Annotated in this window: 19 protein-coding genes; 14 read left to right on the top strand and 5 right to left on the bottom strand. The window is 66.7% G+C overall.

Annotation, left to right across the window (positions count from 1 at the left end; genetic code table 11):
- Positions 1-112 precede the first annotated feature (112 nt).
- Positions 113-880, bottom strand: coding sequence for an FCD domain-containing protein (locus ACVWZ5_RS16235; protein ID WP_062572726.1), 768 nt, complete (start codon positions 878-880; stop codon positions 113-115).
- Between the two features lie 260 nt (positions 881-1,140).
- On the opposite strand from ACVWZ5_RS16235, the gene ACVWZ5_RS16230 reads away from it, so the two are divergent.
- The 11 genes from ACVWZ5_RS16230 (at position 1,141) to ACVWZ5_RS16180 (ending at position 17,618) form a co-directional block, all read left to right on the top strand.
- On the top strand, positions 1,141-2,811 hold the full coding sequence (locus ACVWZ5_RS16230; RefSeq protein WP_028691272.1) for a lactate permease LctP family transporter: 1,671 nt from the start codon (positions 1,141-1,143) through the stop codon (positions 2,809-2,811).
- A 63-nt stretch (positions 2,812-2,874) separates the two neighbouring features.
- A complete protein-coding gene (lldD, locus tag ACVWZ5_RS16225) occupies positions 2,875-4,020 on the top strand; it encodes an FMN-dependent L-lactate dehydrogenase LldD (RefSeq protein ID WP_050707002.1) in 1,146 nt (381 codons plus the stop codon).
- A 71-nt stretch (positions 4,021-4,091) separates the two neighbouring features.
- A complete protein-coding gene (locus ACVWZ5_RS16220; RefSeq protein WP_062572725.1) occupies positions 4,092-6,902 on the top strand; it encodes an FAD-binding and (Fe-S)-binding domain-containing protein in 2,811 nt (936 codons plus the stop codon).
- A 170-nt stretch (positions 6,903-7,072) separates the two neighbouring features.
- Entirely contained in the window at positions 7,073-7,951 is an 879-nt protein-coding gene (gene prmA / locus ACVWZ5_RS16215) for a 50S ribosomal protein L11 methyltransferase (protein WP_062572724.1), read from the top strand.
- Positions 7,952-7,994: 43 nt separating this feature from the next.
- Positions 7,995-9,323, top strand: coding sequence for a DUF3426 domain-containing protein (locus ACVWZ5_RS16210; protein WP_062572723.1), 1,329 nt, complete (start codon positions 7,995-7,997; stop codon positions 9,321-9,323).
- A 228-nt stretch (positions 9,324-9,551) separates the two neighbouring features.
- Complete coding sequence (gene dusB, locus ACVWZ5_RS16205) at positions 9,552-10,565, top strand: tRNA dihydrouridine synthase DusB (RefSeq protein ID WP_062572722.1); 1,014 nt, start codon at positions 9,552-9,554, stop codon at positions 10,563-10,565.
- Positions 10,562-10,882 (top strand): DNA-binding transcriptional regulator Fis, encoded by a 321-nt coding sequence (gene fis, locus ACVWZ5_RS16200; protein ID WP_011535876.1) that lies wholly within the window; start codon positions 10,562-10,564, stop codon positions 10,880-10,882. The genes dusB and fis overlap by 4 nt, the downstream gene beginning before the upstream one ends.
- A 79-nt stretch (positions 10,883-10,961) precedes the next feature.
- Positions 10,962-12,569, top strand: coding sequence for a bifunctional phosphoribosylaminoimidazolecarboxamide formyltransferase/IMP cyclohydrolase (purH, locus tag ACVWZ5_RS16195; RefSeq protein WP_084942450.1), 1,608 nt, complete (start codon positions 10,962-10,964; stop codon positions 12,567-12,569).
- Positions 12,570-12,751: 182 nt separating this feature from the next.
- Positions 12,752-14,047 carry a phosphoribosylamine--glycine ligase gene (gene purD, locus ACVWZ5_RS16190; RefSeq protein ID WP_062572720.1) on the top strand — a complete coding sequence of 432 codons (1,296 nt, stop codon included), beginning with the start codon at positions 12,752-12,754 and terminating at the stop codon, positions 14,045-14,047.
- A 137-nt stretch (positions 14,048-14,184) separates the two neighbouring features.
- A complete protein-coding gene (locus tag ACVWZ5_RS16185) occupies positions 14,185-16,950 on the top strand; it encodes a hybrid sensor histidine kinase/response regulator (protein ID WP_062572719.1) in 2,766 nt (921 codons plus the stop codon).
- 71 nt (positions 16,951-17,021) lie between these two features.
- Positions 17,022-17,618 carry a MarC family protein gene (locus ACVWZ5_RS16180; RefSeq protein ID WP_028691281.1) on the top strand — a complete coding sequence of 199 codons (597 nt, stop codon included), beginning with the start codon at positions 17,022-17,024 and terminating at the stop codon, positions 17,616-17,618.
- Between the two features lie 12 nt (positions 17,619-17,630).
- Here ACVWZ5_RS16180 and cobJ read toward each other — a convergent pair whose 3' ends face one another.
- The 4 genes from cobJ to cobG are packed head-to-tail and all read right to left on the bottom strand — an operon-like array spanning position 17,631 to position 21,994.
- Positions 17,631-19,331: a precorrin-3B C(17)-methyltransferase gene (gene cobJ / locus ACVWZ5_RS16175; protein ID WP_062572718.1), complete on the bottom strand. Its 1,701-nt coding sequence runs from the start codon at positions 19,329-19,331 to the stop codon at positions 17,631-17,633.
- The gene (locus tag ACVWZ5_RS16170; RefSeq protein ID WP_062572717.1) at positions 19,319-20,053 is read right to left on the bottom strand and encodes a precorrin-2 C(20)-methyltransferase; all 735 of its coding nucleotides are present in this window, start codon (positions 20,051-20,053) and stop codon (positions 19,319-19,321) included. The genes cobJ and ACVWZ5_RS16170 overlap by 13 nt, the downstream gene beginning before the upstream one ends.
- Positions 20,050-20,676: a precorrin-8X methylmutase gene (locus tag ACVWZ5_RS16165; RefSeq protein WP_046854044.1), complete on the bottom strand. Its 627-nt coding sequence runs from the start codon at positions 20,674-20,676 to the stop codon at positions 20,050-20,052. The genes ACVWZ5_RS16170 and ACVWZ5_RS16165 overlap by 4 nt, the downstream gene beginning before the upstream one ends.
- On the bottom strand, positions 20,669-21,994 hold the full coding sequence (cobG, locus tag ACVWZ5_RS16160; protein ID WP_062572716.1) for a precorrin-3B synthase: 1,326 nt from the start codon (positions 21,992-21,994) through the stop codon (positions 20,669-20,671). Before cobG ends, ACVWZ5_RS16165 begins: the two co-directional genes overlap by 8 nt.
- Before the next feature lie 167 nt (positions 21,995-22,161).
- Here cobG and ACVWZ5_RS16155 point away from each other — a divergent pair, with 167 nt between their 5' ends.
- The 3 genes from ACVWZ5_RS16155 to ACVWZ5_RS16145 are packed head-to-tail and all read left to right on the top strand — an operon-like array spanning position 22,162 to position 25,176.
- On the top strand, positions 22,162-23,373 hold the full coding sequence (locus ACVWZ5_RS16155) for a bifunctional cobalt-precorrin-7 (C(5))-methyltransferase/cobalt-precorrin-6B (C(15))-methyltransferase (RefSeq protein ID WP_062572715.1): 1,212 nt from the start codon (positions 22,162-22,164) through the stop codon (positions 23,371-23,373).
- The gene (locus ACVWZ5_RS16150) at positions 23,366-24,460 is read left to right on the top strand and encodes a cobalt-precorrin-5B (C(1))-methyltransferase (RefSeq protein ID WP_062572714.1); all 1,095 of its coding nucleotides are present in this window, start codon (positions 23,366-23,368) and stop codon (positions 24,458-24,460) included. The genes ACVWZ5_RS16155 and ACVWZ5_RS16150 overlap by 8 nt, the downstream gene beginning before the upstream one ends.
- On the top strand, positions 24,457-25,176 hold the full coding sequence (locus ACVWZ5_RS16145) for a cobalt-precorrin-6A reductase (protein ID WP_062572713.1): 720 nt from the start codon (positions 24,457-24,459) through the stop codon (positions 25,174-25,176). Before ACVWZ5_RS16150 ends, ACVWZ5_RS16145 begins: the two co-directional genes overlap by 4 nt.
- Positions 25,177-25,208 lie beyond the last annotated feature (32 nt).

The raw sequence follows: 25,208 nt of genomic DNA, 5'->3' as shown, positions 1-25,208 counted from the left end.
GGTCACTGTTGGGGCGGCCTCGTGTCGCGATAGGACTGCGAAGCAGCCCCGACGATCTTGAGTGGTACAAAGATCCCGAGGCCGCTCCCACAAGAACCGCGTACGCCGTCACTCAGCGCCCGCTGCGCCGCTCTGCCCGGGCCACCCTCTGGGCCTCCTGCTGCGCCTCTTGCAGCACCTCCTGCACATACAGGATGTGCCGGCTCGACACCTCCCGCGCATCGTCCGCCCGCCCCTCGACAATCGCCAGGTACAACTCGCGATGCTGGCTGATCAGCATGTCGCGGGTCTCCGTGCGCTGCTGGTACATGCCGCCGATGTTGGTCACCACATTGCGCTTGAGCAGGTCGAACAAGCCGCGGATGGTATGCAGCAGCACAGCGTTGTGACTGGCTTCGGCAATGGCCAGGTGGAAACGCGCATCGGCCGCGCCCTCCTCCACCCGGTCCACCTCGCCGACACGGTTGTAGCAATCCTGCAGCGCATCGAACGCCGTCTTCAATCGCTCGCGATCAGGCTCGGTAGCACGCAGGGCCGCGTAGTAGGCGCATGAGGCCTCCAATGTATGACGGAACTCCAGCAAGTCGCGCTGGGCCTCCGGATTGCGCTCCAACAGCTGCAATAGCGGGTCGCTGAAGGTGGAACCCAGGGCTTCTGCCACATAGTTGCCACCACCCTGGCGGCTGACCAGCAGCCCCTTTGCCACCAGCTTCTGGATTGCCTCGCGCAGCGACGGACGAGACACGCCGAACTGCTCGGCCAGGACGCGTTCGGCGGGAAGTCGCTGCCCCGAAGTCAGCGTGCCCTCGAGAATCATCCCTTCCAACCGGTCGACGATGTCGTCGGACAGGCGCCGCTGGCGGACCTGATCAAAAACCATTGCTTGCTCTCCACGAACCCCGGGGATGCGAATCCGGGGGCGCCTATTCTGCGCCTATCCAGCCTGCGCCGACACCCATCAGGCGGCGATTTTCCCTGCCGCTCAGATGCCCGCTCATCGGTATCCGACCAAAGTTTTCCACAGGACAAATTGACACACCCCGCGCGGCGCTCTTAACCTAGCGCCCAGTCATTGTAAATTGGTATTACCAATTATCCAATGCCAGTGCCTTGACCAACAACAATTAGGGGCCACCCCATATGCAAACCTGGCAACAACTCTATACCCCGCTTGGTAGCCTCGGCCTGTCCGCGCTGGCGGCGGTCATCCCCATCGTGTTCTTCTTCCTCGCCCTTGCCGTGTTCCGCCTCAAGGGCCACGTCGCCGGCAGCATCACCCTCGCGCTGTCGATCCTGGTGGCGATCTTCGCCTTCCAGATGCCTGTCGACATGGCCCTGGCCGCCGCGGGTTATGGCTTCCTCTACGGCCTGTGGCCGATTGCCTGGATCATCGTCGCCGCGGTGTTCCTCTACAAACTGACGGTCAAGAGCGGCCAGTTCGAGGTGATCCGCAGCTCGGTGCTGTCGATCACTGACGACCAGCGTCTGCAAGTGTTGCTGATCGGCTTCTGCTTCGGTGCCTTCCTCGAAGGCGCGGCCGGCTTCGGCGCCCCGGTGGCCATCACCGCCGCACTGCTGGTGGGCCTGGGCTTCAACCCGCTGTACGCCGCCGGCCTGTGCCTGATCGCCAACACCGCGCCAGTGGCCTTCGGCGCCCTGGGCATCCCGATCATCGTCGCCGGGCAAGTGACCGGTATCGACGCCTTCCACATCGGCGCCATGACTGGCCGCCAGCTGCCGCTGCTCTCGCTGTTCGTGCCGTTCTGGCTGGTGTTCATGATGGACGGCGTGCGCGGCGTGAAAGAGACCTGGCCCGCCGCCCTGGTGGCCGGCCTGAGCTTCGCCGTCACCCAGTACTTCACCTCCAACTTCATCGGCCCGGAGCTGCCGGACATCACCTCGGCCCTGGCCAGCCTGATCGCCCTGACCCTGTTCCTGAAGGTCTGGCAGCCCAAGCGCTCGTTCGCCGAAGCCAAGGGCAGCGTCGGCGCCGCCGTCGTGCAATCGGGTGGCAGCCAGCCTTCGCCGTACAGCTTCGGCGAGATCTTCAAGGCCTGGTCGCCCTTCCTGATCCTGACCGTGCTGGTCACGATCTGGACCCTGAAGCCGTTCAAGGCGGCCTTCGCCCCGGGCGGCGCGATGTACAACTTCGTGTTCAACTTCGCCATCCCGCACCTCGACCAGTTGGTGATCAAGACCGCGCCGATCGTCACCGCGCCGACCGCCATGCCGGCGGTGTTCAAGCTCGACCCGATCTCCGCCACCGGCACCGCGATCTTCCTCTCGGCACTGATCTCGATGTGGGTATTGAAGATCAACTTCAAAACTGGTCTGACCACTTTCAAGGAGACTTTCTGGGAACTGCGCTGGCCAATCCTGTCGATCGGCATGGTGCTGGCCTTCGCCTTCGTCACCAACTACTCGGGCATGTCCTCGACCATGGCTCTGGTGCTGGCCGGCACGGGCGCCGCGTTCCCGTTCTTCTCGCCGTTCCTGGGCTGGCTGGGCGTGTTCCTGACCGGTTCCGACACCTCGTCCAACGCCCTGTTCAGCTCGTTGCAAGCCACCACCGCGCACCAGATCGGGGTCAACGACACCCTGCTGGTGGCGGCCAACACCAGCGGCGGCGTGACCGGCAAGATGATCTCGCCGCAGTCGATCGCCGTGGCCTGCGCCGCCACCGGCCTGGTCGGCAAGGAATCCGACCTGTTCCGCTTCACCGTCAAGCACAGCCTGTTCTTCGCCACCATCGTCGGCCTGATCACCTTGATCCAGGCCTATTGGCTGACCGGCATGCTGGTTCATCACTAAAGTGAAAGGGCACGGGCGCCGACCAGCGCCCGACACCTCCTTCAACCCACGCTGCGAGAATCCATGATCATTTCCGCCTCCACCGACTATCGCGCCGCGGCCCAACGCAAGCTGCCCCCCTTCCTCTTCCACTACGCCGACGGCGGTGCCTACGCCGAGCACACCCTGCGCCACAACGTCTCGGACCTGGCCAGCATCGCCCTGCGTCAGCGCGTGCTGAAGAACATGTCGGACCTGAGCCTGGAGACCCGACTGTTCGACGAAACCCTGAGCATGCCTGTGGCCCTGGCCCCGGTCGGCCTCACCGGCATGTACGCCCGCCGTGGCGAAGTGCAGGCGGCGCGCGCGGCGGCGGCCCACGGCATCCCGTTCACCATGTCCACGGTATCGGTGTGCCCGATCGAAGAGGTGGCCCCGGCCATCGACCGGCCGATGTGGTTCCAGCTGTATGTACTGAAAGACCGTGGCTTCATGCGCAACGCCCTGGAGCGCGCGAAAGCGGCCGGCGTGAAGACCCTGGTGTTCACCGTCGACATGCCCGTGCCCGGCGCCCGCTACCGAGATGCCCACTCCGGCATGAGCGGCCCGAACGCGCCGCTGCGCCGCGTGTGGCAGGCCATGACTCACCCGCAGTGGGCGCTGGATGTCGGCCTGCTCGGCCGCCCCCATGACCTGGGCAACATCTCCAAATACCGGGGCAACCCCACGGGCCTGGCCGACTACATCGGCTGGCTGGGCAACAATTTCGACCCGTCCATCTCCTGGAAAGACCTGGAGTGGATCCGCGAATTCTGGGACGGCCCGATGATCATCAAGGGCATCCTGGACGCCGACGACGCCCGCGATGCGGTCAAGTTCGGCGCCGACGGCATCGTCGTCTCCAACCACGGCGGCCGCCAGCTCGACGGCGTGCTGTCCAGCGCCCGCGCCCTGCCCGCGATCGCCGATGCGGTGAAGGGCGACATCAAGATCCTCGCCGACTCCGGCATCCGCAGCGGCCTGGACGTAGTGCGCATGGTCGCCCTGGGCGCCGACACCGTGCTGATCGGCCGCGCCTTCCTCTATGCCCTGGCCACCCATGGCGAAGCGGGCGTGAAGAACCTGCTGGAGCTGTTCGAGAAAGAAATGCGCGTGGCCATGGTGCTGACCGGCGCCAAGTCTATCAGCGAGATCACCCGCGACTCGCTGGTCCGCGAACTGGGCGCCTGAGCGCGCCCGCCAACGCCTGATTGCCCGGGGCACGCCGCGCACAAGACGCCGCGGCCCCGCGAGGAGACTGCATGAGCCTGCCCGCCGCGTTCCTGCGTGATGCCGAGCGCCTGATCCCCGCCGAACGCCGCTTCGACGACCCGACCTCGACCTTGGCGTTCGGTACCGACGCCAGTTTCTACCGACTGATTCCCAAGCTGGTGGTGCGCGTGGAATCCGAGGACGAAGTGGTCGCCCTGCTCCAGCTGGCCCAGCGTGACCGGGTACCGGTGACCTTCCGCGCCGCCGGCACCAGCCTGTCGGGCCAGGCCATCAGCGACTCGGTGCTGATCGTGCTCGGCGACAACTGGAACGGCCGGGAGATTCGCGGCCAGGGCACGCAGATCCGTCTGCAGCCCGGGGTAATCGGTGCCCAGGCCAACGCCTGGCTCGCCCCCTTCGGGCGCAAGATCGGCCCGGACCCGGCCTCGATCAACGCCTGCAAGATCGGCGGCATCGTCGCCAACAACGCCAGCGGCATGTGCTGCGGCACCGCGCAGAACACCTACCACACCCTTGCCGGCCTGCGCCTGGTGCTGGCCGACGGCACCCGCCTGGACAGCGAGGACCCGGCCAGTGTTGCCGCGTTCGAGCAAAGCCACGCCGGTCTGCTGGATGAACTCGCGCGCCTTGGCCGCGAGACCCGCGCCAACACCGAGCTGGCCGGTCGCATCCGCCACAAGTACCGGTTGAAGAACACCACAGGCCTGTCGCTCAACGCGCTGGTGGACTACGACCAGCCGCTCGACATCCTGCAGCATCTGCTGGTGGGCTCCGAAGGCACCCTCGGTTTCATCAGCGCCGTCACCTACGACACCGTGCCCGACCATCCGCACAAGGCCAGCGCGCTGCTGGTGTTCCCGAGCGTCGAAAGCTGCTGCCGGGCGGTGACGCTGCTCAAGCCGCAACCGGTCTCCGCCGTGGAGCTGCTCGACCGCCGCAGCCTGCGTTCGGTGCAAGAGATGCCTGGCATGCCGGCATGGGTGAAAGGCCTTTCCGACAACGCCTGCGCCCTGCTGATCGAGTCCCGAGCCGCCAGCCAAAGCCTGCTGCACGAGCAGCTCGACCAGGTGATGGCAGCCATCGCCGAGTTCCCGCTGGAGCAGAAGGTCGCCTTCAGCGAAGACCCGGCGGTGTACAACCAGCTGTGGAAGATTCGCAAAGACACCTTCCCCGCCGTCGGAGCCGTGCGCCAGACCGGCACCACGGTGATCATCGAGGACGTTACCTTCCCCATCGAGCAACTGGCCGAAGGCGTCAACCGCCTGATCCAGCTGTTCGACAAGCACCGTTACGACGAGGCGATCATTTTCGGTCACGCCCTGGAAGGCAACCTGCACTTCGTCTTCACCCAGGGCTTCAACAATGCCGAAGAAGTGGCGCGCTACCAGGCGTTCATGGACGATGTGGCGCAATTGGTGGCGGTGGAGTTCGGCGGCTCGCTCAAGGCCGAGCACGGCACCGGGCGCAACATGGCGCCGTTCGTCGAGCTGGAATGGGGCAACGACGCCTACCAGCTGATGTGGCAGCTCAAGCACCTGCTCGACCCGAACGGCATCCTCAACCCCGATGTGGTGCTGAGTGAGGATCCTGACATCCACCTGAAGAACCTCAAGCCGCTGCCGGCCGCCGACGAGATCGTCGACAAGTGCATCGAGTGCGGGTTCTGCGAGCCGGTGTGCCCATCGAAAGGGCTGACCTTGAGCCCACGCCAGCGCATCGTCATGTGGCGCGACATCCAGGCGAAGAAGCGCGCCGGCGTCGACACTCGCGAACTGCTGCGCACCTATCAGTACCAAGGCATCGACACCTGCGCCGCCACGGGCCTGTGCGCCCAGCGTTGCCCGGTGGGCATCAATACCGGCGAGCTGGTGAAGAAGTTGCGCGGCCAGGCCGCCGAGCACGGCAAGGCCGCCGACTGGCTGGCCGAGCATTTCCACGCCACCCTGCGCGGCGCCCGCTTCACCCTGGCCGCCGCCGATGGCGCGCGCAGGCTGCTCGGCGCTCCACGCATGAGCCGCCTCAGCGCCAGCCTGAGCAGGGCCAGCAAGGGCCGCCTGCCGCAGTGGACGCCCGCCATGCCGCAGCCGCTGCGCGCCATCGACTTCCCCGCGCCGAGCCACGATGCCCGACCAAGGGTCGTCTACCTGGCCGCCTGCGTGTCGCGAGTGATGGGCCCGGCCTACGCCGACCGCGAACAGAGCTCGCTGCTGGACAAGACCCGCGCCCTGCTGGAAAAGGCCGGCTACCAGGTGGTGTTCCCGGACAATTCCGATAGCCTGTGCTGCGGCCAGCCGTTCGCCTCCAAGGGCTACCCCGAGCAGGCCGAGCACAAGCGCCAGGAGTTGATCAACGCCCTGCTGCACGCCAGCCGCGGCGGCCTCGACCCGATCTACTGCGACACCAGCCCCTGCACCCTGCGCCTGGTGCAGGACCTGGGCGAGTCGCGGCTGGACCTGTACGACCCGGTGCGTTTCATCCGCACCCACCTGGTCGACAGGCTGGAGTTCATCCCCCAGGACGAGCCGGTGGCGGTGCACGTGACCTGCAGCACCCAGCACCTGGGTGAAAGCCAGGCGCTGATCGACCTGGCGCGCCGCTGCAGCCGGCAGGTGGTGATCCCCGAGGGCATCCATTGCTGCGGCTTCGCCGGCGACAAGGGCTTCACCACCCCGGAGCTCAACGCCCACTCCCTGCGCACACTCAAGGACGCCGTGCAGTATTGCAGCGAAGGGATCTCCACCAGCCGCACCTGCGAAATCGGCCTGTCGAGCCACAGCGGCATCGACTATCACGGCCTGGTGTACCTGGTCGACCGGGTTACCCGCGCGCGAAGCCTCTGAACCGCAGGGCTGCCCCGCTCTCTCCCGTGGGAGCGGGCTAGCCCGGCGATGGCACCGGTTAATTACGGCCCCACAACTGCGTCCTGCACAAAGCCCCCGCACTCAAGTAAACTGGCGGCCTTTTCGCGCAGCCTCGGGCTGCCCCTGTCGATATACCAAAGGTGCCCGCCATGCCCTGGCTGCAAGTACGCCTGGCCATCAGCCCGGAACAAGCCGAAACCTACGAAGATGCCCTGCTCGAAGTAGGCGCCGTCTCGGTGACTTTCATGGACGCCGAAGACCAGCCGATCTTCGAACCGGACCTCAACACCACCCCGCTGTGGTCGCATACGCACCTGCTGGCGCTGTTCGAGGCCGATGCCGAGCCCGAGCAGGTGTTCGCCCACCTGCGCCTGCTGACCGGCGCCGAGCTGCCCGAGCACCACGCCGAGGTGATCGAGGACCAGGACTGGGAACGCAGCTGGATGGACAACTTCCAGCCCATGCGCTTCGGCCAGCGCCTGTGGATCGTGCCGAGCTGGCACGAAGCCCCTGAAAAGGACGCCGTCAACCTGCTGCTCGACCCGGGCCTGGCCTTCGGCACCGGCACCCACCCAACCACCGCGCTGTGCCTGGAATGGCTTGACGGCCAGCAACTGGAAGGCACGCAGGTGCTGGACTTCGGCTGCGGCTCGGGCATCCTCGCCATCGCCGCGCTGCTGCTGGGCGCCCGCGAGGCGGTCGGCACCGACATCGACGTGCAGGCGCTGGAAGCCTCGCGCGACAATGCCCAGCGCAACGGTATCGCCGACGCGCGGTTCGCCCTGCACCTGCCCGAGCAGATGCCGGCCATGCAGGCCGACGTGCTGGTGGCCAATATCCTGGCCGGCCCGCTGGTCTCGCTGGCGCCGCAACTGTCCGCCCTGGTGCGTCCCGGTGGCCTGCTGGCGCTGTCGGGCATCCTTGCCGAACAAGGCGAGGAAGTGGCCGCCGCCTATACGGCGGACTTCGACCTGGACCCGATCGTCGTGCGCGACGGCTGGGTACGTATCAGTGGTCGCCGCCGCTAAGCGCGCCTAGACTCATTTCCTGCACAGCTCCCCGGACAGCCGCATGACCGACAGTTTCGTCACCCAGTGCCCGCATTGCCAGACCAGCTTTCGCGTCACCCATCACCAGTTGAGCGTGGCCCGCGGCGTGGTGCGCTGCGGCCATTGCCTGCAGGTGTTCAACGCGGCGAAACAGCTGCTGGAGCAGAACCGCGCCGCCACCGCCGAAGGCAGCGCCGAGGCACCGCCCGCCGTGGCCGAGCCGGTCGCACCGGTGGCCACGGCAGCCGAGCCGGCGGCCGAAACCCCGGCACCGGGCGACGACAACTGGAGCGTCACGGCCGAGGAGCTGGACGCCCTCGACCTCGACCAGGAACTGGCGCGCCTTGAACGACGCAGCCCGGGTGACCGGCGCGGCGCGGCGCAGAGCGTGCTGCAAGCCCGTCGCGATGAGCAGGTCGGGGATGGACATGGCGATGAACTGTTCGGCACGGCCACCGATGACGACCTGACGCCCGCACAGGTGCGCGAGGAAGCGCCGGTACTGGTCGAACAGGAACCGCTGGACCTGGAGGCCGCGGCCGACGAACGCACCGAACCGACGCTCGGCAACGCCGATCTCGACCTGGACGACGAACCGCCGGTGCGCCACCAGCCACCGGCCGATGAACTCGACGAGCCACTGGAGCGGTTGTCCGTCAACGACGAGCCGGTTCCGCAAAAGGGCCTGTCGGCGCTGGACGACGAGGTCCGCAGCGAGCCGCTCTCGGCCCGCGACGAGGAGCCCGACGAACAGCACGGGCAGCGCCTGGAGCCGAGCCTGGCGATCAAGCCCGAACGCACGCGCAAGGAGCCGCTGGTCAATGTGGTCGACGATCCGTTGCAGCTGGACTGGGAAAAGCCCGCGCCGAACTGGGGCAAGCGCCTGCTGTGGAGCTTCCTGACGCTGCTGGCCGCCGCCCTGCTGGCGTTCCAGTACGTCTGGTTCCACTTCGACGAGATGGCCCGCCAGGACCAGTACCGCCCCTGGTTCCAGCAACTGTGTCCGGCGCTCGGCTGCCAGGTGCCGACCCGCGTGGACATCTCGCGGATCAAGAGCAGCAATCTGGTGGTGCGCAGCCACCCGGACTTCAAGGGCGCGCTGATCGTCGACGCGATCATCTACAACCGTGCCCCCTTCGCCCAGCCCTTCCCCTTGCTGGAACTGCGCTTCGCCGACCTCAACGGCCAGCTGATCGCCAGCCGGCGCTTCAAGCCCAGCGAATACCTGTCGGGCGAACTGGCCGGCCGCGGCGAGATGCCCAGCCAAACGCCGATCCATATCGCCCTGGACATCCTCGACCCGGGGCCGAAGGCGGTGAACTACAGCCTGAGCTTCCGCTCGCCGGAATAAGCGACCAGCGGCAAGCGCGCCCTACTGGCTCGCCAGCGTTGCGAACGGGCCGCAAAGCGGCCCCAGGTTCAGCGCAACGTGCTGAATTTCCAGTACCCGCGGCATCGGTCATAACGCCGCAACTGTTCAGATTTTATCCAGATTCATCTTTATCCGGTCATCGAGAGCGGGTATCATGCCATCCCTTTTTCGAACTCCAATGATTCGGCCCCACAACAGGGAACACCTATGTCGGCGGTACGCATCGGCCCTTACACACTGCAGAACAACCTGATCCTGGCTCCCATGGCCGGCGTCACGGACCAGCCTTTTCGCACCCTGTGCAAACGCCTCGGGGCGGGCATGGTGGTCTCGGAGATGGTCTCCAGCGACATGCGCCTGTGGAACAGCCGCAAGTCGAGCCTGCGCCGCATCCACGAAGGTGATCCCGAGCCGCGCTCGGTGCAGATCGCCGGCGGCGACGCGCAGATGATGGCCGAGGCGGCCCGGGCCAACGTCGAGGCCGGCGCCCAGATCATCGACATCAACATGGGTTGCCCGGCGAAAAAAGTCTGCAACAAGGCCGCAGGCTCTGCTTTATTGAGAGATGAAGCCTTGGTCACCGAGATCCTCCACGCCGTCGTCGGCGCCGTGGACGTCCCGGTGACGCTGAAGATCCGCACCGGCTGGGACCGGGCGAGCAAGAACGGCCTGAATGTGGCGAAGATCGCCGAACAGGCCGGCATCCAGGCGCTGGCGGTGCATGGCCGCACACGCGCCGACCTGTACACCGGTGACGCCGAGTACGACACCATCGCCGCGATCAAGCAGGCGGTGTCGATCCCGGTATTTGCCAACGGCGACATCACCTCGCCGGAAAAGGCCCGGGCGGTGCTGCACGCCACCGGTGCCGACGGCCTGCTGATCGGCCGTGCCGCCCAGGGGCGGCCGTGGATTTTCCGCGAGATCGAGCATTTCCTGCGCACGGGTGAGCACATGCCCGCACCGGCGCTGGACGAAGTGGAACGCATTCTGCTGGAGCACCTGGCTGCGCTGCACGCCTTCTACGGCGATGTGATGGGCGTGCGTATCGCCCGCAAGCACGTGGGCTGGTACCTGGCGACCCGACCCGGCGGCAAGGAGTTCCGCAGCCGGTTCAACGCTTTGGAAGACACACAAGCGCAGTGCGCCAACGTTCAGGCGTTTTTCGCCGAACGTCGACAGAGCCTTGGGACAGAGGACGAACAAGGGGTGGCCGCATGACGATGATGACCGAGACATTAGTGAGTGGAACAACGCCCGTGAGCGACAACGCCAACCTCAAGCAGCACCTGAACACGCCGAGCGAGGAGGGCCAGACCCTGCGCGACAGCGTCGAGAAGGCGCTGCACAACTACTTCGCCCACCTGGAAGGCGCTACCGTCACGGACGTGTACAACCTGGTGCTCTCGGAAGTCGAGGCGCCCTTGCTCGAATGCGTGATGAACTACGTCAAGGGCAACCAGACCAAGGCCAGCGAGATGCTCGGACTCAACCGAGGCACGCTGCGCAAGAAGCTCAAGCAGTACGATCTGTTGTAAGGCCAGAACCCCAACCAGAAAAGGCGCTCATGCAAAAAGGCGCCTTTTTTGCTGACTCCACCGCGTTATGGAATCTGAAATGACCGACCAGACTACCCGCCTGCCGATCCGCCGCGCCCTGATCAGCGTCTCCGACAAGACCGGTATCCTCGAATTCGCCCGTGAGCTGCAACAGCTCGGTGTCGAGATCCTGTCCACCGGCGGCACCTACAAGCTGCTCAAGGACAATGGCGTGAGCGCGGTGGAAGTGGCCGATTACACCGGCTTCGCCGAAATGATGGACGGCCGGGTCAAGACCCTGCATCCGAAGATCCACGGCGGCATCCTCGGCCGTCGCGGCACCGACGACGCCATCATGAACGAGCACGGCATCAAGCCGATCGACCTGGTCGCGGTCAACCTGTACCCGTTCGAAGCCACCATCAGCAAGCCGGGCTGCGACCTGCCGACCGCCATCGAGAACATCGACATTGGCGGCCCGACCATGGTCCGTTCGGCAGCGAAAAACCACAAAGACGTGGCCATCGTGGTCAACACTGGTGACTACGCCGGTATCGTCGAGGGCCTCAAGGCCGGTGGCCTGACCTACGCCCAGCGCTTCGACCTGATGCTCAAGGCGTTCGAGCACACTGCCGCCTACGACGGCATGATCGCCAACTACATGGGCACCATCGACCAGGCCAAGCAGACCCTGTCGACCGAAGGCCGCAGCGAATTCCCGCGCACCTTCAACAGTCAGTTCGTCAAAGCCCAGGAAATGCGCTACGGCGAGAACCCGCACCAGAGCGCGGCGTTCTACGTCGAGGCCAAGAAGGGCGAGGCCAGCATCTCCACCGCGATCCAGCTGCAAGGCAAGGAGCTGTCGTTCAACAACGTGGCCGACACCGACGCCGCGCTGGAGTGCGTGAAGAGCTTCGTCAAGCCGGCCTGCGTCATCGTCAAGCACGCCAACCCATGCGGCGTGGCCGTGGTGCCTGAAGATGAGGGCGGCATCCGCAAGGCCTATGACCTGGCCTACGCCACCGATACCGAATCGGCCTTCGGCGGCATCATCGCCTTCAACCGCGAACTGGACGGCGAAACCGCCAAAGCTATCGTCGAACGTCAGTTCGTCGAAGTGATCATCGCCCCGAAAATCTCCCAGGCCGCCCGCGAAGTCGTGGCCGCCAAGCAGAACGTACGCCTGCTGGAGTGCGGCGAGTGGCCAGCCGAGCGCGCCGCCGGTTGGGACTTCAAACGCGTCAACGGTGGCCTGCTGGTGCAGAGCCGCGATATCGGCATGATCAGCGCCGACGACCTGAAGATCGTCACCCAGCGCGCACCGACCGAGCAGGAGGTCCACGACCTGGTCTTCGCCTGGAAAGTGGCCAAGTTCGTCAAGTCCAACGCCATCGTCTACGCCAAGAACCGCCAGACCATCGGCGTCGGCGCCGGCCAGATGAGCCGCGTCAACTCCGCGCGCATCGCCGCGATCAAGGCCGAACACGCCGGTCTGCAGGTGCAGGGCGCGGTGATGGCCTCGGACGCGTTCTTCCCGTTCCGCGACGGCATCGACAATGCGGCTAAAGTGGGTATCAGCGCCGTGATCCAGCCGGGTGGCTCGATGCGTGATGCCGAAGTCATCGCCGCTGCCGACGAAGCCGGCATTGCGATGGTGTTCACCGGCATGCGCCACTTCCGCCACTGATTTACGGCAATCGGCCGCACTGAAGCAGGCATCTGCTGCGTTGGGGCCGGTTCCGCTGATGCTCATTGCCAGAAGGCAACTCCGCTCATCGGAACCGGCCCCGCCTTGCATCTACCTGCTTCATTGCGACCTCGTACAGCGTGAGGCCTTGCCTCCCGTCCGAAAGAATTCGAGGTTTTGACATGAAAGTTTTGATCATCGGCAGCGGCGGTCGTGAACACGCCCTGGCCTGGAAAGTCGCCCAGGACCCACGCGTCGAGAAAGTCTTCGTTGCCCCGGGCAACGCCGGCACCGCCACCGAAGCCAAGTGCGAGAACGTCGCCATCGACGTCACCGCCCTGGAGCAACTGGCCGACTTCGCCGAGAACAACGTCGACCTGACCATCGTCGGCCCGGAAGCGCCGCTGGTGCTCGGCGTCGTCGACCTGTTCCGCAGCCGCAACCTGGACTGCTTCGGTCCGACCAAGGGCGCGGCCCAGCTGGAAGGCTCCAAGGCCTTCACCAAGGACTTCCTGGCCCGTCACAAGATCCCGACCGCCGACTACCAGAACTTCACCGAGATCGAGCCGGCCCTGGCCTACCTGCGTGAGAAAGGCGCGCCGATCGTGATCAAGGCCGACGGCCTGGCCGCCGGCAAGGGCGTGATCGTCGCCATGACCCTGCAGGAAGCCGAAGACGCCGTGCGCGACATGCTCGCCGGCAATGCTTTCGGTGAAGCCGGTTCGCGGGTGGTGATCGAAGAGTTCCTCGACGGCGAGGAAGCCAGCTTCATCGTCATGGTCGACGGCCACAACGTGCTGCCCATGGCCACCAGCCAGGACCACAAGCGCGTCGGCGACCAGGACACCGGCCCGAACACCGGTGGCATGGGCGCCTACTCCCCTGCCCCGGTGGTCACCGCCGACGTGCACCAGCGCGTGATGGACCAGGTGATCTGGCCGACCGTGCGCGGCATGGCCGAGGAAGGCAACGTCTACACCGGTTTCCTCTACGCCGGCCTGATGATCGACAAGGCGGGCAACCCCAAGGTCATCGAGTTCAACTGCCGCTTCGGCGATCCGGAGACCCAGCCGGTCATGCTGCGCCTGGAGTCGAGCCTGGTGCTGCTGGTCGAGGCCGCGTTCGCCAAGGCCCTGGACAAGGTCGAGGCCCAGTGGGACCCGCGCCCGAGCCTGGGCGTGGTGCTGGCGGCCGGCGGCTACCCGGGCGACTACGCCAAGGGCGCCGCGATCAGCGGCCTGGATGCCGCCGCCAAGCTTGAAGGCAAGGTGTTCCACGCCGGTACCGCGTTGAAGGACGGCCAAGTGGTCACCGCTGGCGGCCGCGTGCTCTGCGCCACCGCCATGGGCGACACCGTCGAGGCCGCCCAGCAGCAGGCCTACCGCCTGGCCGAACAGGTCAAGTGGGACGCCAGCTTCTACCGCACCGACATCGGCTACCGGGCCATCGCCCGCGAGCGCGGTGAGCACCAGCAGTAAAAAAAGGCACTGAACGGCCGTGGCGCTCCGCGCACGCGGCCTTCGGCTCGTCGTCAAGGCCCTGCCGGGCCTTGCCTTCGCCTTGGCGCGCCGCGCATAGTTGTTATCCGGCACATTAGCTAAGAAGGGATTTCGTCGTGCGTCGGCTTCGGATTGCCATAGCCCTGATCGTCAGCCTGCTGACCCTGCTCTGCCTGCTCCCGGCACACGCCGAACAGGCCGCAGGCTGGTCGGCGCTGCTCGATGAACAGGGCAACCTGCAATTGTCCGATGTACGCTCCGAGCGTTACCGCAACCAGTTCAGCCCCCTGGCCCTTGACGAACTGGATGCCGCCCTCCCCGACCAGGCACTCTGGCTGCACTATCGCCTGGAACCGCACGACCAGGAGCAACTGGTCCGCATCTTCGCCCCCGACCTGTCGCGCCTGGACCTCTACGCCCTCGAAGGCGGCAAGCTGCTGCGCCAGTTGCACCATGGGCGCCAGGGCGATGGCCTGAGCCCGACCCAGCGCGGCCGGGACCATGTGCTGCCGCTGCCGCACAGCAGCCAGCCACTGGACATCTACCTGCGACTGGTCTCCGAACACCAGTTGCGCCCGGCCATCAGCGTCGAGTCCACCGCCCACGCCGCCGCCGACCAGCGCCAGTCGCTGCTGTTCGGCCTGCTGTTCGGCGGGCTGGTGATGCTGATCCTGCACAACCTGATCCGCTTCGCCTATTCACGCTCCAGCACCACGCTGGTCCTGGCGCTGTACCACGGCCTGATGCTGCTCAGCGCGCTGATCCTGCTCAATCTCACTGGCCCGTGGAGTCAGCTGTGGCACAGCGCGCAAACGCCGGCGGCCTATCTGACCCTGGTGCTGGCGGGCCTGGCCGGGCTGTACTTCACCCTGCACTTTTTCTCTCCCTGCAGTTCGGCGCGGCTCAACCGCCTGCTGCAGATGGAAATGGTGGTGGCTGCAGTCAGCGGCATGGTGCTGCTGTTCGTCGACACGCTGCCGCTGAACCTGATGACCTACGCCCTGCTCGCACTGGGCAGCCTGAGCATGCTGCTGGTCAGCAGCTATCACTGGTACAAGGGCTACGGCCCGGCGCGGTTGTTCACCGTGGCGATGCTGGTATTCAACCTCGGCGGCCTGGTGCTGCTGCCGGCCCTGCTGGGCCTGACCCGCACCCCCACGCCCTGGCTGCTGTGCATCCTCATGGCGCTGACGGTGGTCAGCGGCCTGTTGCTCAACCTCGCGGTCAGCGAGCGCCTGCGCCGGATCAGCGAGGAGCGTTTCCGCGCCAGCCGCGCCCTGGCCGCCAGCGATGCCGAGATCAACGCCAAGGCCGAATTCCTGGCCAAGATCAGCCACGAGATCCGCACCCCCATGAACGGTGTGCTGGGCATGACCGAACTGCTGCTGGGCACGCCGCTGTCGGTTAAACAGCGCGACTACGTACAAACCATCCACAGCGCCGGCAACGAACTGCTCACCCTGATCAACGAAATTCTCGACATCTCCAAGCTCGAATCTCGGCAGATCGAACTGGACGATGTGCAGTTCGACCTCAATGCCCTGATCGAGGACTGCCTGAACATCTTCCGGGCCAAGGCCGAGCAGCAGAACATCGAGTTGATCAGCTTCACCCAGCCCCAGGTGCCCAGGGTCGTCAGCGGCGACCCGACACGCCTGCGCCAGGCCCTGTCGAGTCTGCTGGACAACGCCCTGAAAAACACCACCCAGGGCGAGATCCTGCTGGTGGTGGCCCTCGACCAACGCGGCGACAGCCCGCGCTTGCGCATTGCCGTGCAGGACAGCGGCGAGCCCATGCCGCCCGCCGAGCGCGATGCCCTGCTACAGGCCGAACTGCACAGCCGCCACTTCCTCTCCAGCAACAAGCTCGGCGGCCACTTGGGCCTGGTGATCGCCAAGCAGCTGATCGGCCTGATGCAAGGCGAGTTCGGCATCAAGACCAGCACCAGCATGGGCAACACCCTGTGGCTGACCCTGCCGCTGGACCCGCTGCGCCTGGAACAGCCGGCCACCGACCTCGACAGCCCTTTGCGCGATGCGCGGGTGCTGGTGGTCGACGACAACGATACCTGCCGCAAGGTGCTGGTGCAGCAGTGCAGCGCCTGGGGCATGAACGTCAGCGCGGTACCGTCGGGCAAGGAAGCGCTGGCGTTGCTGCGTACCAAGGCGCACCTGCGCGACTACTTCGACGCGGTGCTGCTGGACCAGAACATGCCCGGCATGACCGGCATGCAGCTGGCGGCCAAGATCAAGGAAGACCCGAGCCTGAACCACGATATCCTGGTGGTCATGCTTACCGGCATCAGTAATGCGCCGAGCAAGATCATCGCCCGCAACGCCGGGGTCAAGCGCATCCTCGCCAAGCCGGTGGCCGGCTACACGCTCAAGACCACCCTCGCCGAGGAGCTCGCCCTGCGCGGCCGCGAGCAGGCCGCGCCGCCGCTGCCGGCCGGCAGCCCGGTGCCATTGGACCTGCCCGGCGACTTCCGCATCCTGGTGGCCGAGGACAACAGCATCTCGACCAAGGTCATCCGCGGCATGCTCGGCAAGCTCAACCTCGAGCCGGACACCGCCAGCAACGGCGAGGAAGCCCTGCAGGCGATGAAGGCCAGGCACTACGACCTGGTACTGATGGACTGCGAGATGCCAGTGCTCGATGGGTTCTCCGCCACCGAGCAGCTGCGTGCCTGGGAAACCGCCAACCAGCGCCCGCGCACCCCGGTGGTGGCACTGACCGCGCACATTCTCAACGAACACAAGGAGCGCGCGCGCCTGGCTGGCATGGACGGGCACATGGCCAAGCCGGTGGAGCTGTCGCAATTGCGCGAGCTGATCCAGTTCTGGGCGGGGCAGCGTCAGGTAGTGTCTGACCCGCTGGCCTGAGAGAAGCCCGCGCCCATCCCGCAGGTTCCGTGCTATACAGGTGCCACCTATCCCGTCGCGGACCCGCCCCCATGCTCCATGAGTTGTTCAGCGTCTACCTGAAGATGCTCGTGCTCTACAGCCCGTTCTTCGTGCTCTCATGTTTCATCGGCCTGACCCGCGGCCACTCCAGCAAGGAACGCAAGCAACTGGCCTGGCGGGTGGCCATTGCCACGCTGGTCGCCAGCGTGCTGCTGTACTTGTTCGGGCGGGTGATCTTCGGGGTATTCGGCATCACCGCCGACGCCTTCCGCATCGGCGCGGGCTCGGTGCTGTTCATCTCGGCGCTGGGCATGGCCCAGGGCAAGTCGGCGGTGCAGACCGACAACGTGCAGCAGGACGTGACCATCGTGCCGCTGACCATTCCGCTCACCGTCGGCCCGGGCACCATCGGTGCGCTGCTGGTGATGGGGGTGGGCCAGCCGCACTGGGATGACAAGCTGCTGGCCATCGTCAGCATCGCCCTGGCCAGCTTCACCGTCGGCCTGGTGCTGTACCTCTCCCATCGGATCGAGCGGCTGCTTGGGGACCAGGGCCTGCAGATCGTCAGCCGCCTGATGGGGCTGTTCGTCTGCGCCCTGGCGGCGCAGATCATCTTCACCGGGATCAAGGGCTACCTGCTGCCCTGACCCCGGCTTCGCTCACGGCTTGGCGGGGTACCAGCGCGGCGTGTACACCCACTGGCCGCCATCGGCACGGGGGAAGGTGCAGGTGGTCGAGGAGCCGACCAGCACCATGGTGCGCATATCGACCATCTCCGGCAGCAGCTCGCCCAGGGTCACCACCCGCAGCGCCTGCCCCGGCCGGCCGATATCACGGCCCAGCACCACGGGGGTGCCTGCGTCGCGATGGCGACGTACCACTTCCAGCGCCGCGCCCAACTGATGAGGCCGGGCCTTGGAGATCGGGTTGTAGAACGCCAGCACCAGATCCGCCTGGGCGGCCAGGTCGAGGCGTTTTTCGATGATCGACCAGGGCTTGAGGTTGTCCGACAGCGACATCACGCAGAAATCGTGCCCCAGCGGCGCCCCCGCTTGCGCGGCGGTGGCCAGCGAGGCCGAGACGCCGGGCAGGATCTGCAACTCGACGCGCTGCCAGGCGGGGTCGCTGGACTCGTGTAACGCTTCGAGCACTGCGGCGGCCATGGCGAACACGCCAGGATCGCCCGACGACACCACCACCACCGAACGCCCTTGAGCTGCCAGCTCGAAAGCATGGCGAGCGCGCTGCATCTCTTCGCGGTTGTCGGTGCAGTGCAACACTTGATCGCCACGGAAGGGGCCGGCCATGCGCACGTAGGTTTCGTAGCCAAGTACATCCTGCGCCCGCGCCAGCTCCGCCTTGACCGCCGGCACCATCAGCTCGGCGGCACCAGGGCCCAGGCCGATCACGGCCAGGCGCCCCCGGCGACGGCCAACCCGGTCGATGTCGACCGGTGCCGCGGCAACGGCGTGGGCGAGCCCCACGAACGAACCCACACGCGCTTGCGGCAATGCATCAGCCAGCATCCGCTCCAGGTTCTCGGCGGCCGGAGCGAAGCGCAGGGCGACGTTCAGCGCCTGGGCAGCCTCGTGCAGGGTCGGCTCCGCCATCTCGGCTTCGCTCGCCAGCAGGCAGGCCAGCGCGGGCTCGGCGATGTTCGCTCGCAGCAGTTCCTCGCGCACCTGTTGCACCAGGTCAGCGCTACCGGCTGTGACCGCCACCACCACGCAACGCGCATGGATCAGCAGTTCGTCACGGTTGGCCGGGCGAAGCGCGCTCCCCACATGGATGGTGCGCCGCGCATCGCCACCTGCAGGCAACTGCGCGTGCTCGAGCCACGGCGCGTCGCCTTCGACACGCACGGTTTCGCCCGCCAGCAGGTCGGAGACGAAGCGCTTGCCCTGCTCCAGGTCCGCCAGTGCATAACCCTCGGGCGGGTTGAGCAGGCATGTGCCGAAGCGCAGCTCGCCACTGGTGGTGATCGCCGCGCTGACACCCAGCGCCTCACCGATCTCTCGGGCCATGACGTTGACCCCGCCCAGTCCACCGAGCAGCGGCACCACGGCGCTGCCATCCTCGGCCACGACCAGAACAGGAGGCTCGACACCTTTTTCGCTCAACAGCGGCGCCAGGGTACGAATGACAATACCCGCCGCGCACAAGGCGATGATCGGCGTGTCTTGTTGATAAAGCTCGCGCAGGGTGTCGCCGAAGGCTGCGTAGTAACGGTCGACACCCTCCACACGCCCTTGCAGGCCATGGATCAAGGCCTGTGGGTAACGTTGCTGGATACGCTGCGCGGTGGCCAGGCTGCCCAGACCAAGAATGACGATTGCCGGTGCCTTGATCATCCCTGCCATTTCTCACCCGGCACGATGATCAGCGAGAAGTACGGCGAGGACTGCGGATCGACCTCATCCAACGCGACGATCTTCTGGTTGGCCATGGTCGCCCGCTCCACGTACAGCGCGCGGCTATCCAGGCCCAGCTCGCCGAGTACCTGGCGAACCTTGGGGAAGTTGCGCCCCAGCTTCATGATCACTGCCGCGTCGGCAGCAGCAAGGCGCTGCTTGAGCTCTTCATGGGGCAACACACCGGAGAGCACGGTGAGAGTCTGGTTGCGATAGACCAGCGGTGCACCGAGCACCGAAGCGCCACCGAGCATCGAGCAGACACCAGGGATCACCTGGGCCTCGTAGCGCGAGGCCAGGCGATCGTGCAGGTACATGTAGGAGCCGTAGAAGAACGGGTCCCCTTCGCAGATCACCGCCACGTCGCGGCCGGCGTCCAGGTGCTCGGCAACCTGCAGGCTGGCTTCGTCGTAGAAGTCGCTGATCACCTGCTCGTAGGAGAGCGGCGCGGGCAGCGCCTCGGTGGTCACCGGATACACCAGCGGCAGCAGGGTCTGTTCGGCTTGCAGGTGCGCTTCGATGATGCCGAAGGCGTTACCGCGCTTGCCCTTGGCCACGAAGTACGCCACCACGGGGGCCTCGCGCAGCAGGCGCAGGGCCTTGACCGTGATCAGTTCGGGATCGCCCGGGCCCACGCCCAGGCCCAGCAGTCGTCCGCGTGCGTGCATCATTCCACCTCCGTGGCCAGGGCGTTGACCGCGGCGGCAGCCATCGCGCTGCCGCCCAGGCGGCCCTGCATGATCACGAACGGCACGCCACGGCTGTCGGCGGCGAGCATCGCCTTGGATTCGGCGGCGCCGACAAAGCCGACCGGGAAGCCGAGGATCAGCGCCGGTTTCGGCGCGCCGGCATCGAGCATTTCCAGCAGGTAGAATAATGCGGTCGGTGCATTGCCGATCACCACCACGCTGCCTTCCAGGTGCGGGCGCCACAGTTCCAGGGCCACCGCCGAGCGGGTGTTGCCCTCGGCCTTGGCCAGGTCCGGCACGCTCGGGTCGCGCAGGGTGCAGATCACCGGGTTGTTGGCCGGCAGGCGGGCGCGGGTGATGCCTTCAGCGACCATGTGCGCGTCACAGAGGATCGGTGCGCCCTTGGCCAGGGCCTCGCGGCCGGCGCTACCGGCGCCTTCGGAGAACTGCAGGCCATCGATGGCCTCGACCATGCCGCAGGCATGGATCACGCGCACGGCGAGCTTTTCAAGATCGGCGGGGATCCGCTCGAGCCGGGCTTCCTCGCGGATGATCCGGAAGGAATTGCGATAGATCTCCTGACCATCGCGGATGTAGTCAATCATCAAGGTGCTCCGTCGGCAGGTCGAGCATGGCGCCTGCTTCTTCTGGGGTAAGGTTGGCGGCGCGCAGCCTGCCGAAGCCTGGCAGGCGCGCGTCGCGCAAGTAAAGGTCATAACGGCCCGGGGCCCGAGCCAACAGGGTGGCCGGGGCGGCGTGGGCCATGGCGCAGGAACGTGGGCAGGCTGTCAGGTGCACGCTGCCTGGGGCGCCATGGTGCAGCAGGGCGGCCAGGGCAATGGCGTCGGCCTTCGTGTCGGCCTGGGCCTTGGCGCAACCGCTGGAGCCGGTGCAGGCGACGACTCGCGCCAGGGGATGTTCGTTGTCGCAGAGCATGCCGGATGCCGTCAGTTGCGCGCGTGCGTTTTCCAGCTCGGTCGGTGCGAGGGAGGTCAGCACCAGGCTCTGCCAAGGCGTCAGGCGCAAGCTGCCATCGCCCCACTGCCGGGCGATGCGTGCGGCACTGCGGAGCATTGCGGGCGCCAGGCGCCCGAGAGGTGGTGCGACGCCCAAGGCCACGCCCTGGCGCTGGGGCAGCACGCCCAGCCACGGGCTGGTCGACACCGGGCGCTGCCAGGCCATCGATGTGCCATCGATCTGGATCGCCAGCCCTTCCAGGAAGTGCTCGACCGGGCACACCTGCAGCAATTGACGCATGCGCGACTGCTCGGGCGTCGCCAGGTCGAGGAAGCGTTCCAGCACTTCGCGCACCAACGCCAGCCCATGCTCCACCGGTACCGTGCCCAGCGCCTGGCCATTCGACAGGCTGCTCGCGAGGCCGAACCGCAACCAGATGCGTCCTTCGTGATGCATCGCGGACAGCCACAGGTCATGGGCGTGGTCGAGCATCGCCAGCGCTTCGCCGCCATCGAGCTGCACGGCGAACTTGGCCGACAGCTTGTGAAACCGGGGTGTGCTTTCCAGCAGCTCGAGGATCTGCCCGGCCAAGGGTCGGGTGTCGAACAGCATGGCCGGATCGAGGCCGGCCAGTGGGCTGAGCATGAGGTTGCGTACATCATCGCCCGCCGCGTCACGCGGGCCGAGCCCGGCGGCCAGCAGATGCTCGACCAGCCCACCGTGATCCTGGCCAATGCCACGGATCTGCAAGTTGGCTCGGTTGGTCGCCTCGATCACCCCGCCGGCGAAGCGCTCCGCGGCGTCGGCCACGGCATCGGCCTGGTCGGCCAGCAGCAGGCCGCCGGGCAGCTTGATCCGGCAAATGCCACCATCGCGCGCGGCGACGATGCGCCACAACCCCGGGCAGGCCGAGGGACGGGGCGAAACTTCGGGTGAAGGGGGCTGCGTCAAGGGGACATCCGGCAATCGTGAAAGTGCGCTTCAGTGTAGAAGGCGCGGTATTATGCCTGCTTTGTCCGGCGGCATGAAAAACCGGTGGTCGAACGCTTAGACGAATCGCGGGGCAAGCCCGCTCCCACGTCCCCTCGTGGGAGCGGGCTTGCCCCGCGATCAATGATTGGTACGAGGAACAGATGGCCCCCTGGCTGACAGTAATAGGCATCGGCGAAGACGGCTTCAGCGGCCTGGGCAAACAGGCCCGGCGCGCCCTGCTGGCAGCCACGCGAATCATCGGTGCCCCACGCCAGTTGGCGCTGCTGCCCCGCTGCGTGACCGCCGAGCAATTGCACTGGCCCAGCCCCTTCTCCCTGGCCCCGGTCCTGGCCCTGCGCGGCGAGCCGGTATGCGTACTGGCCAGCGGCGACCCGATGTTCTACGGCGTCGGCGCCAGCCTGGCGCGCCAGCTGCCCGCCGAGGAACTGCAAGTGCTGTCGATGCCCTCCTCCTGTGCCCTGGCCGCCGCTCGCCTGGGCTGGCCGTTGCAGGAGGTACAGGTGGTCTCGGTGGTTGCCCGCCCGCTGGCCGCGCTCAATGCCCATCTGCACAGCGGCGTGCGCCTGCTGGTGCTGAGCAACGACGAAAGCAGCCCGGCATCCATTGCCGCGCAACTACGCGAACGTGGCTTCGGCCCCAGCCGTCTCCAGGTGTTCGAACACCTCGGCGGCCCACAGGAGCGCAGGCTGTGCGGCACCGCCGACGACTGGCCGCACACCGACCTTGCCACGCTCAACCTGGTCGCCATCGAATGCCAGGCCTCACCCGACACCCCACGTCTGCCTAGGGTATCCGGGCTGCCCGACAGCGCCTTCCGTCACGACGGCCAGCTGACCAAGCGCGATGTGCGCGCCATCACCCTGGCCCGCCTCGCCCCGCAACCCGGCGAACTGCTGTGGGACGTGGGCGCGGGCTGCGGCTCCATCGGCATCGAGTGGATGCGCGCCCATCCCAGCTGCCGCACACTTGCGATCGAGGCCGACGAAGGCCGCCAGGGCTTCATCGAACACAACCGCGACACCCTCGGCGTGCCCGGCCTGCACCTGATCCGCGGCAAGGCCCCCGAAGCGCTGGCCGGGCTGGAACGTCCCGACGCGATCTTCATCGGCGGCGGCGTCACCCGCGAAGGCGTGCTCGACCTGTGCTGGGAGCGCCTGCTGCCGGGCGGACGCCTGGTTGCCAACGCCGTCACGCTGCAAAGCGAGGTCGCCCTGGCGCAGTTCCGCGAGCAGCACGGCGGCGAGCTGACCCGCATCCATATCGCCCACACACAGCCACTGGGCAGTTTCGACACCTGGCGCCAGGCCCTGCCGATCACCCTGCTCGACGTGGTGAAGCCTCTCGATGCGTGAAGAAACCCGTGAACAGCCCGCGCCACTGCGCAGCGGCCTGACCACCGGCAGCTGCGCCACCGCCACCAGCCTGGCGGCGGCCCGACTGCTGCTCACCGGGCAACGCCACGATGCGGTGGAGATCACCCTGCCCAAGGGCAAGGTGGTGCAGATGCGCCTGGAGTTCTGCCGCCTCAAGGGCGACATGGCCGAGGCCGGCACCTTGAAGGATGCCGGTGACGACCCCGATGTCACCCATGGCGCCCTGCTCTTCAGCCAGGTGCACCTGCGCGCCGAGCCCGGCGTTCGCTTCGTCGCGGGCGCGGGCGTGGGTACCGTGACTCGACCGGGGCTGGTGCTGGCAGTCGGTGAACCGGCGATCAACCCGGTACCGCGCAAGATGATCAGCGACCATTTGCTGCAACTGGCGGGCGATTGCGGCTACCACGGCGGTTTCGAGGTGACGGTCAACGTGCAGGGAGGCGAACAGCTGGCCCTCAAGACCATGAATCCACGCCTGGGCATCCTCGGCGGACTGTCGATCCTGGGCACCAGCGGCATCGTCCGGCCGTTTTCCTGCTCGGCCTACATCGCCTCGATCCACCAGGGCATCGATGTCGCCCACACCAACGGCTACACCCATATCGCCGCCTGCACCGGCAACGCCAGCGAAGACACCATGCGCCGGGTCTACAACCTGCCGGAAATCGCCCTGATCGAGATGGGCGACTTCGTCGGCGCCGTGCTCAAGCACCTGCGCAAGGTACCCGTGCCGCGCCTCACGCTATGCGGCGGCTTCGGCAAGATCAGCAAGCTGGCCGCCGGGCACATGGACCTGCACAGCCGCCATTCGAGCATCGACCTGCCGCAGTTGGCGGGCTGGGCTGCGGCCATTGGCGCGGACACGGCACTGCAACAGGCGATCATCGCCGCCAACACCAGCCAGCAGGCCCTCGCCCTCGCGCATGCCGCCGGCATCGCCCTGGGCGATGAGGTGTGCCGCCATGCCCTGGTCTTCGCCCGCAGTGTGGTGCCTGCCCAGGTGCAGGTGGAAGTATTCGCCATCGACCGCCAGGGTGGCATCGTCGGCAAGGCGGGCCTGGCATGAACGGCCGGATCCTGCTGCTCGGCGGCGTCACCGAAGCCCTGGCCATCGCTCGCCAGCTTGGCCCGCAGCATATCTACAGCCTCGCCGGTATCGGCCGCATTCCCCAGGACCTCGCCTGCCAAGTGCGGGTCGGCGGCTATGGCGGCGCCGAAGGCCTGGCCGAGTACATGCGCGCCGAAGGCATCGACCTGCTGATCGACGCCACCCACCCCTATGCTGCGCAGATCAGCCGCAACGCCGCCCTCGCCGCACACAGCGCCGGCATTCCCTGCTGGGCCCTGCGTCGTCCGGCGTGGCAGGCGCAGCCCGGTGATGACTGGCGCGAAGTAGAGGACTGGGCCGGGCTGATCGAGGCGCTGGCCCCATTCCAACGCCCCTTGTTCACCCTTGGTCGCGAACCCCTGCAACATCTGGACGAAATCCCGCCACACCAGTTCTGGACCCTGCGCGCCCTCGAAGCGTGCCCCGGCAATGACCGCTGCGAGGTGATCGGTGCTCGCGGGCCCTTCCTCATCGACGATGAACGTGCCCTGTTCGAACGTCGGCAGATCGACGTGCTGGTGAGCAAGAACAGCGGCAGCACGGCCACCGAGCCGAAGCTGGAAGTGGCGCGGGAGCAAGGTATTCCGGTCCTGATTCTCAAACGCCCCGAACTTCCCGAGGTTGACCGGATGTTCTGCTCGGCGACTGAACTGCTATCGGCACTTACCCGCTGACTTCGACGGCCCCATGGTCCGACCGGAATCTC

The organism is Pseudomonas sp. TE6283, assembly GCF_054060555.1.
The sequence above is the reverse complement of the archived record's forward strand: the minus strand, read 5'-3'. Positions and strand labels throughout refer to the sequence as shown.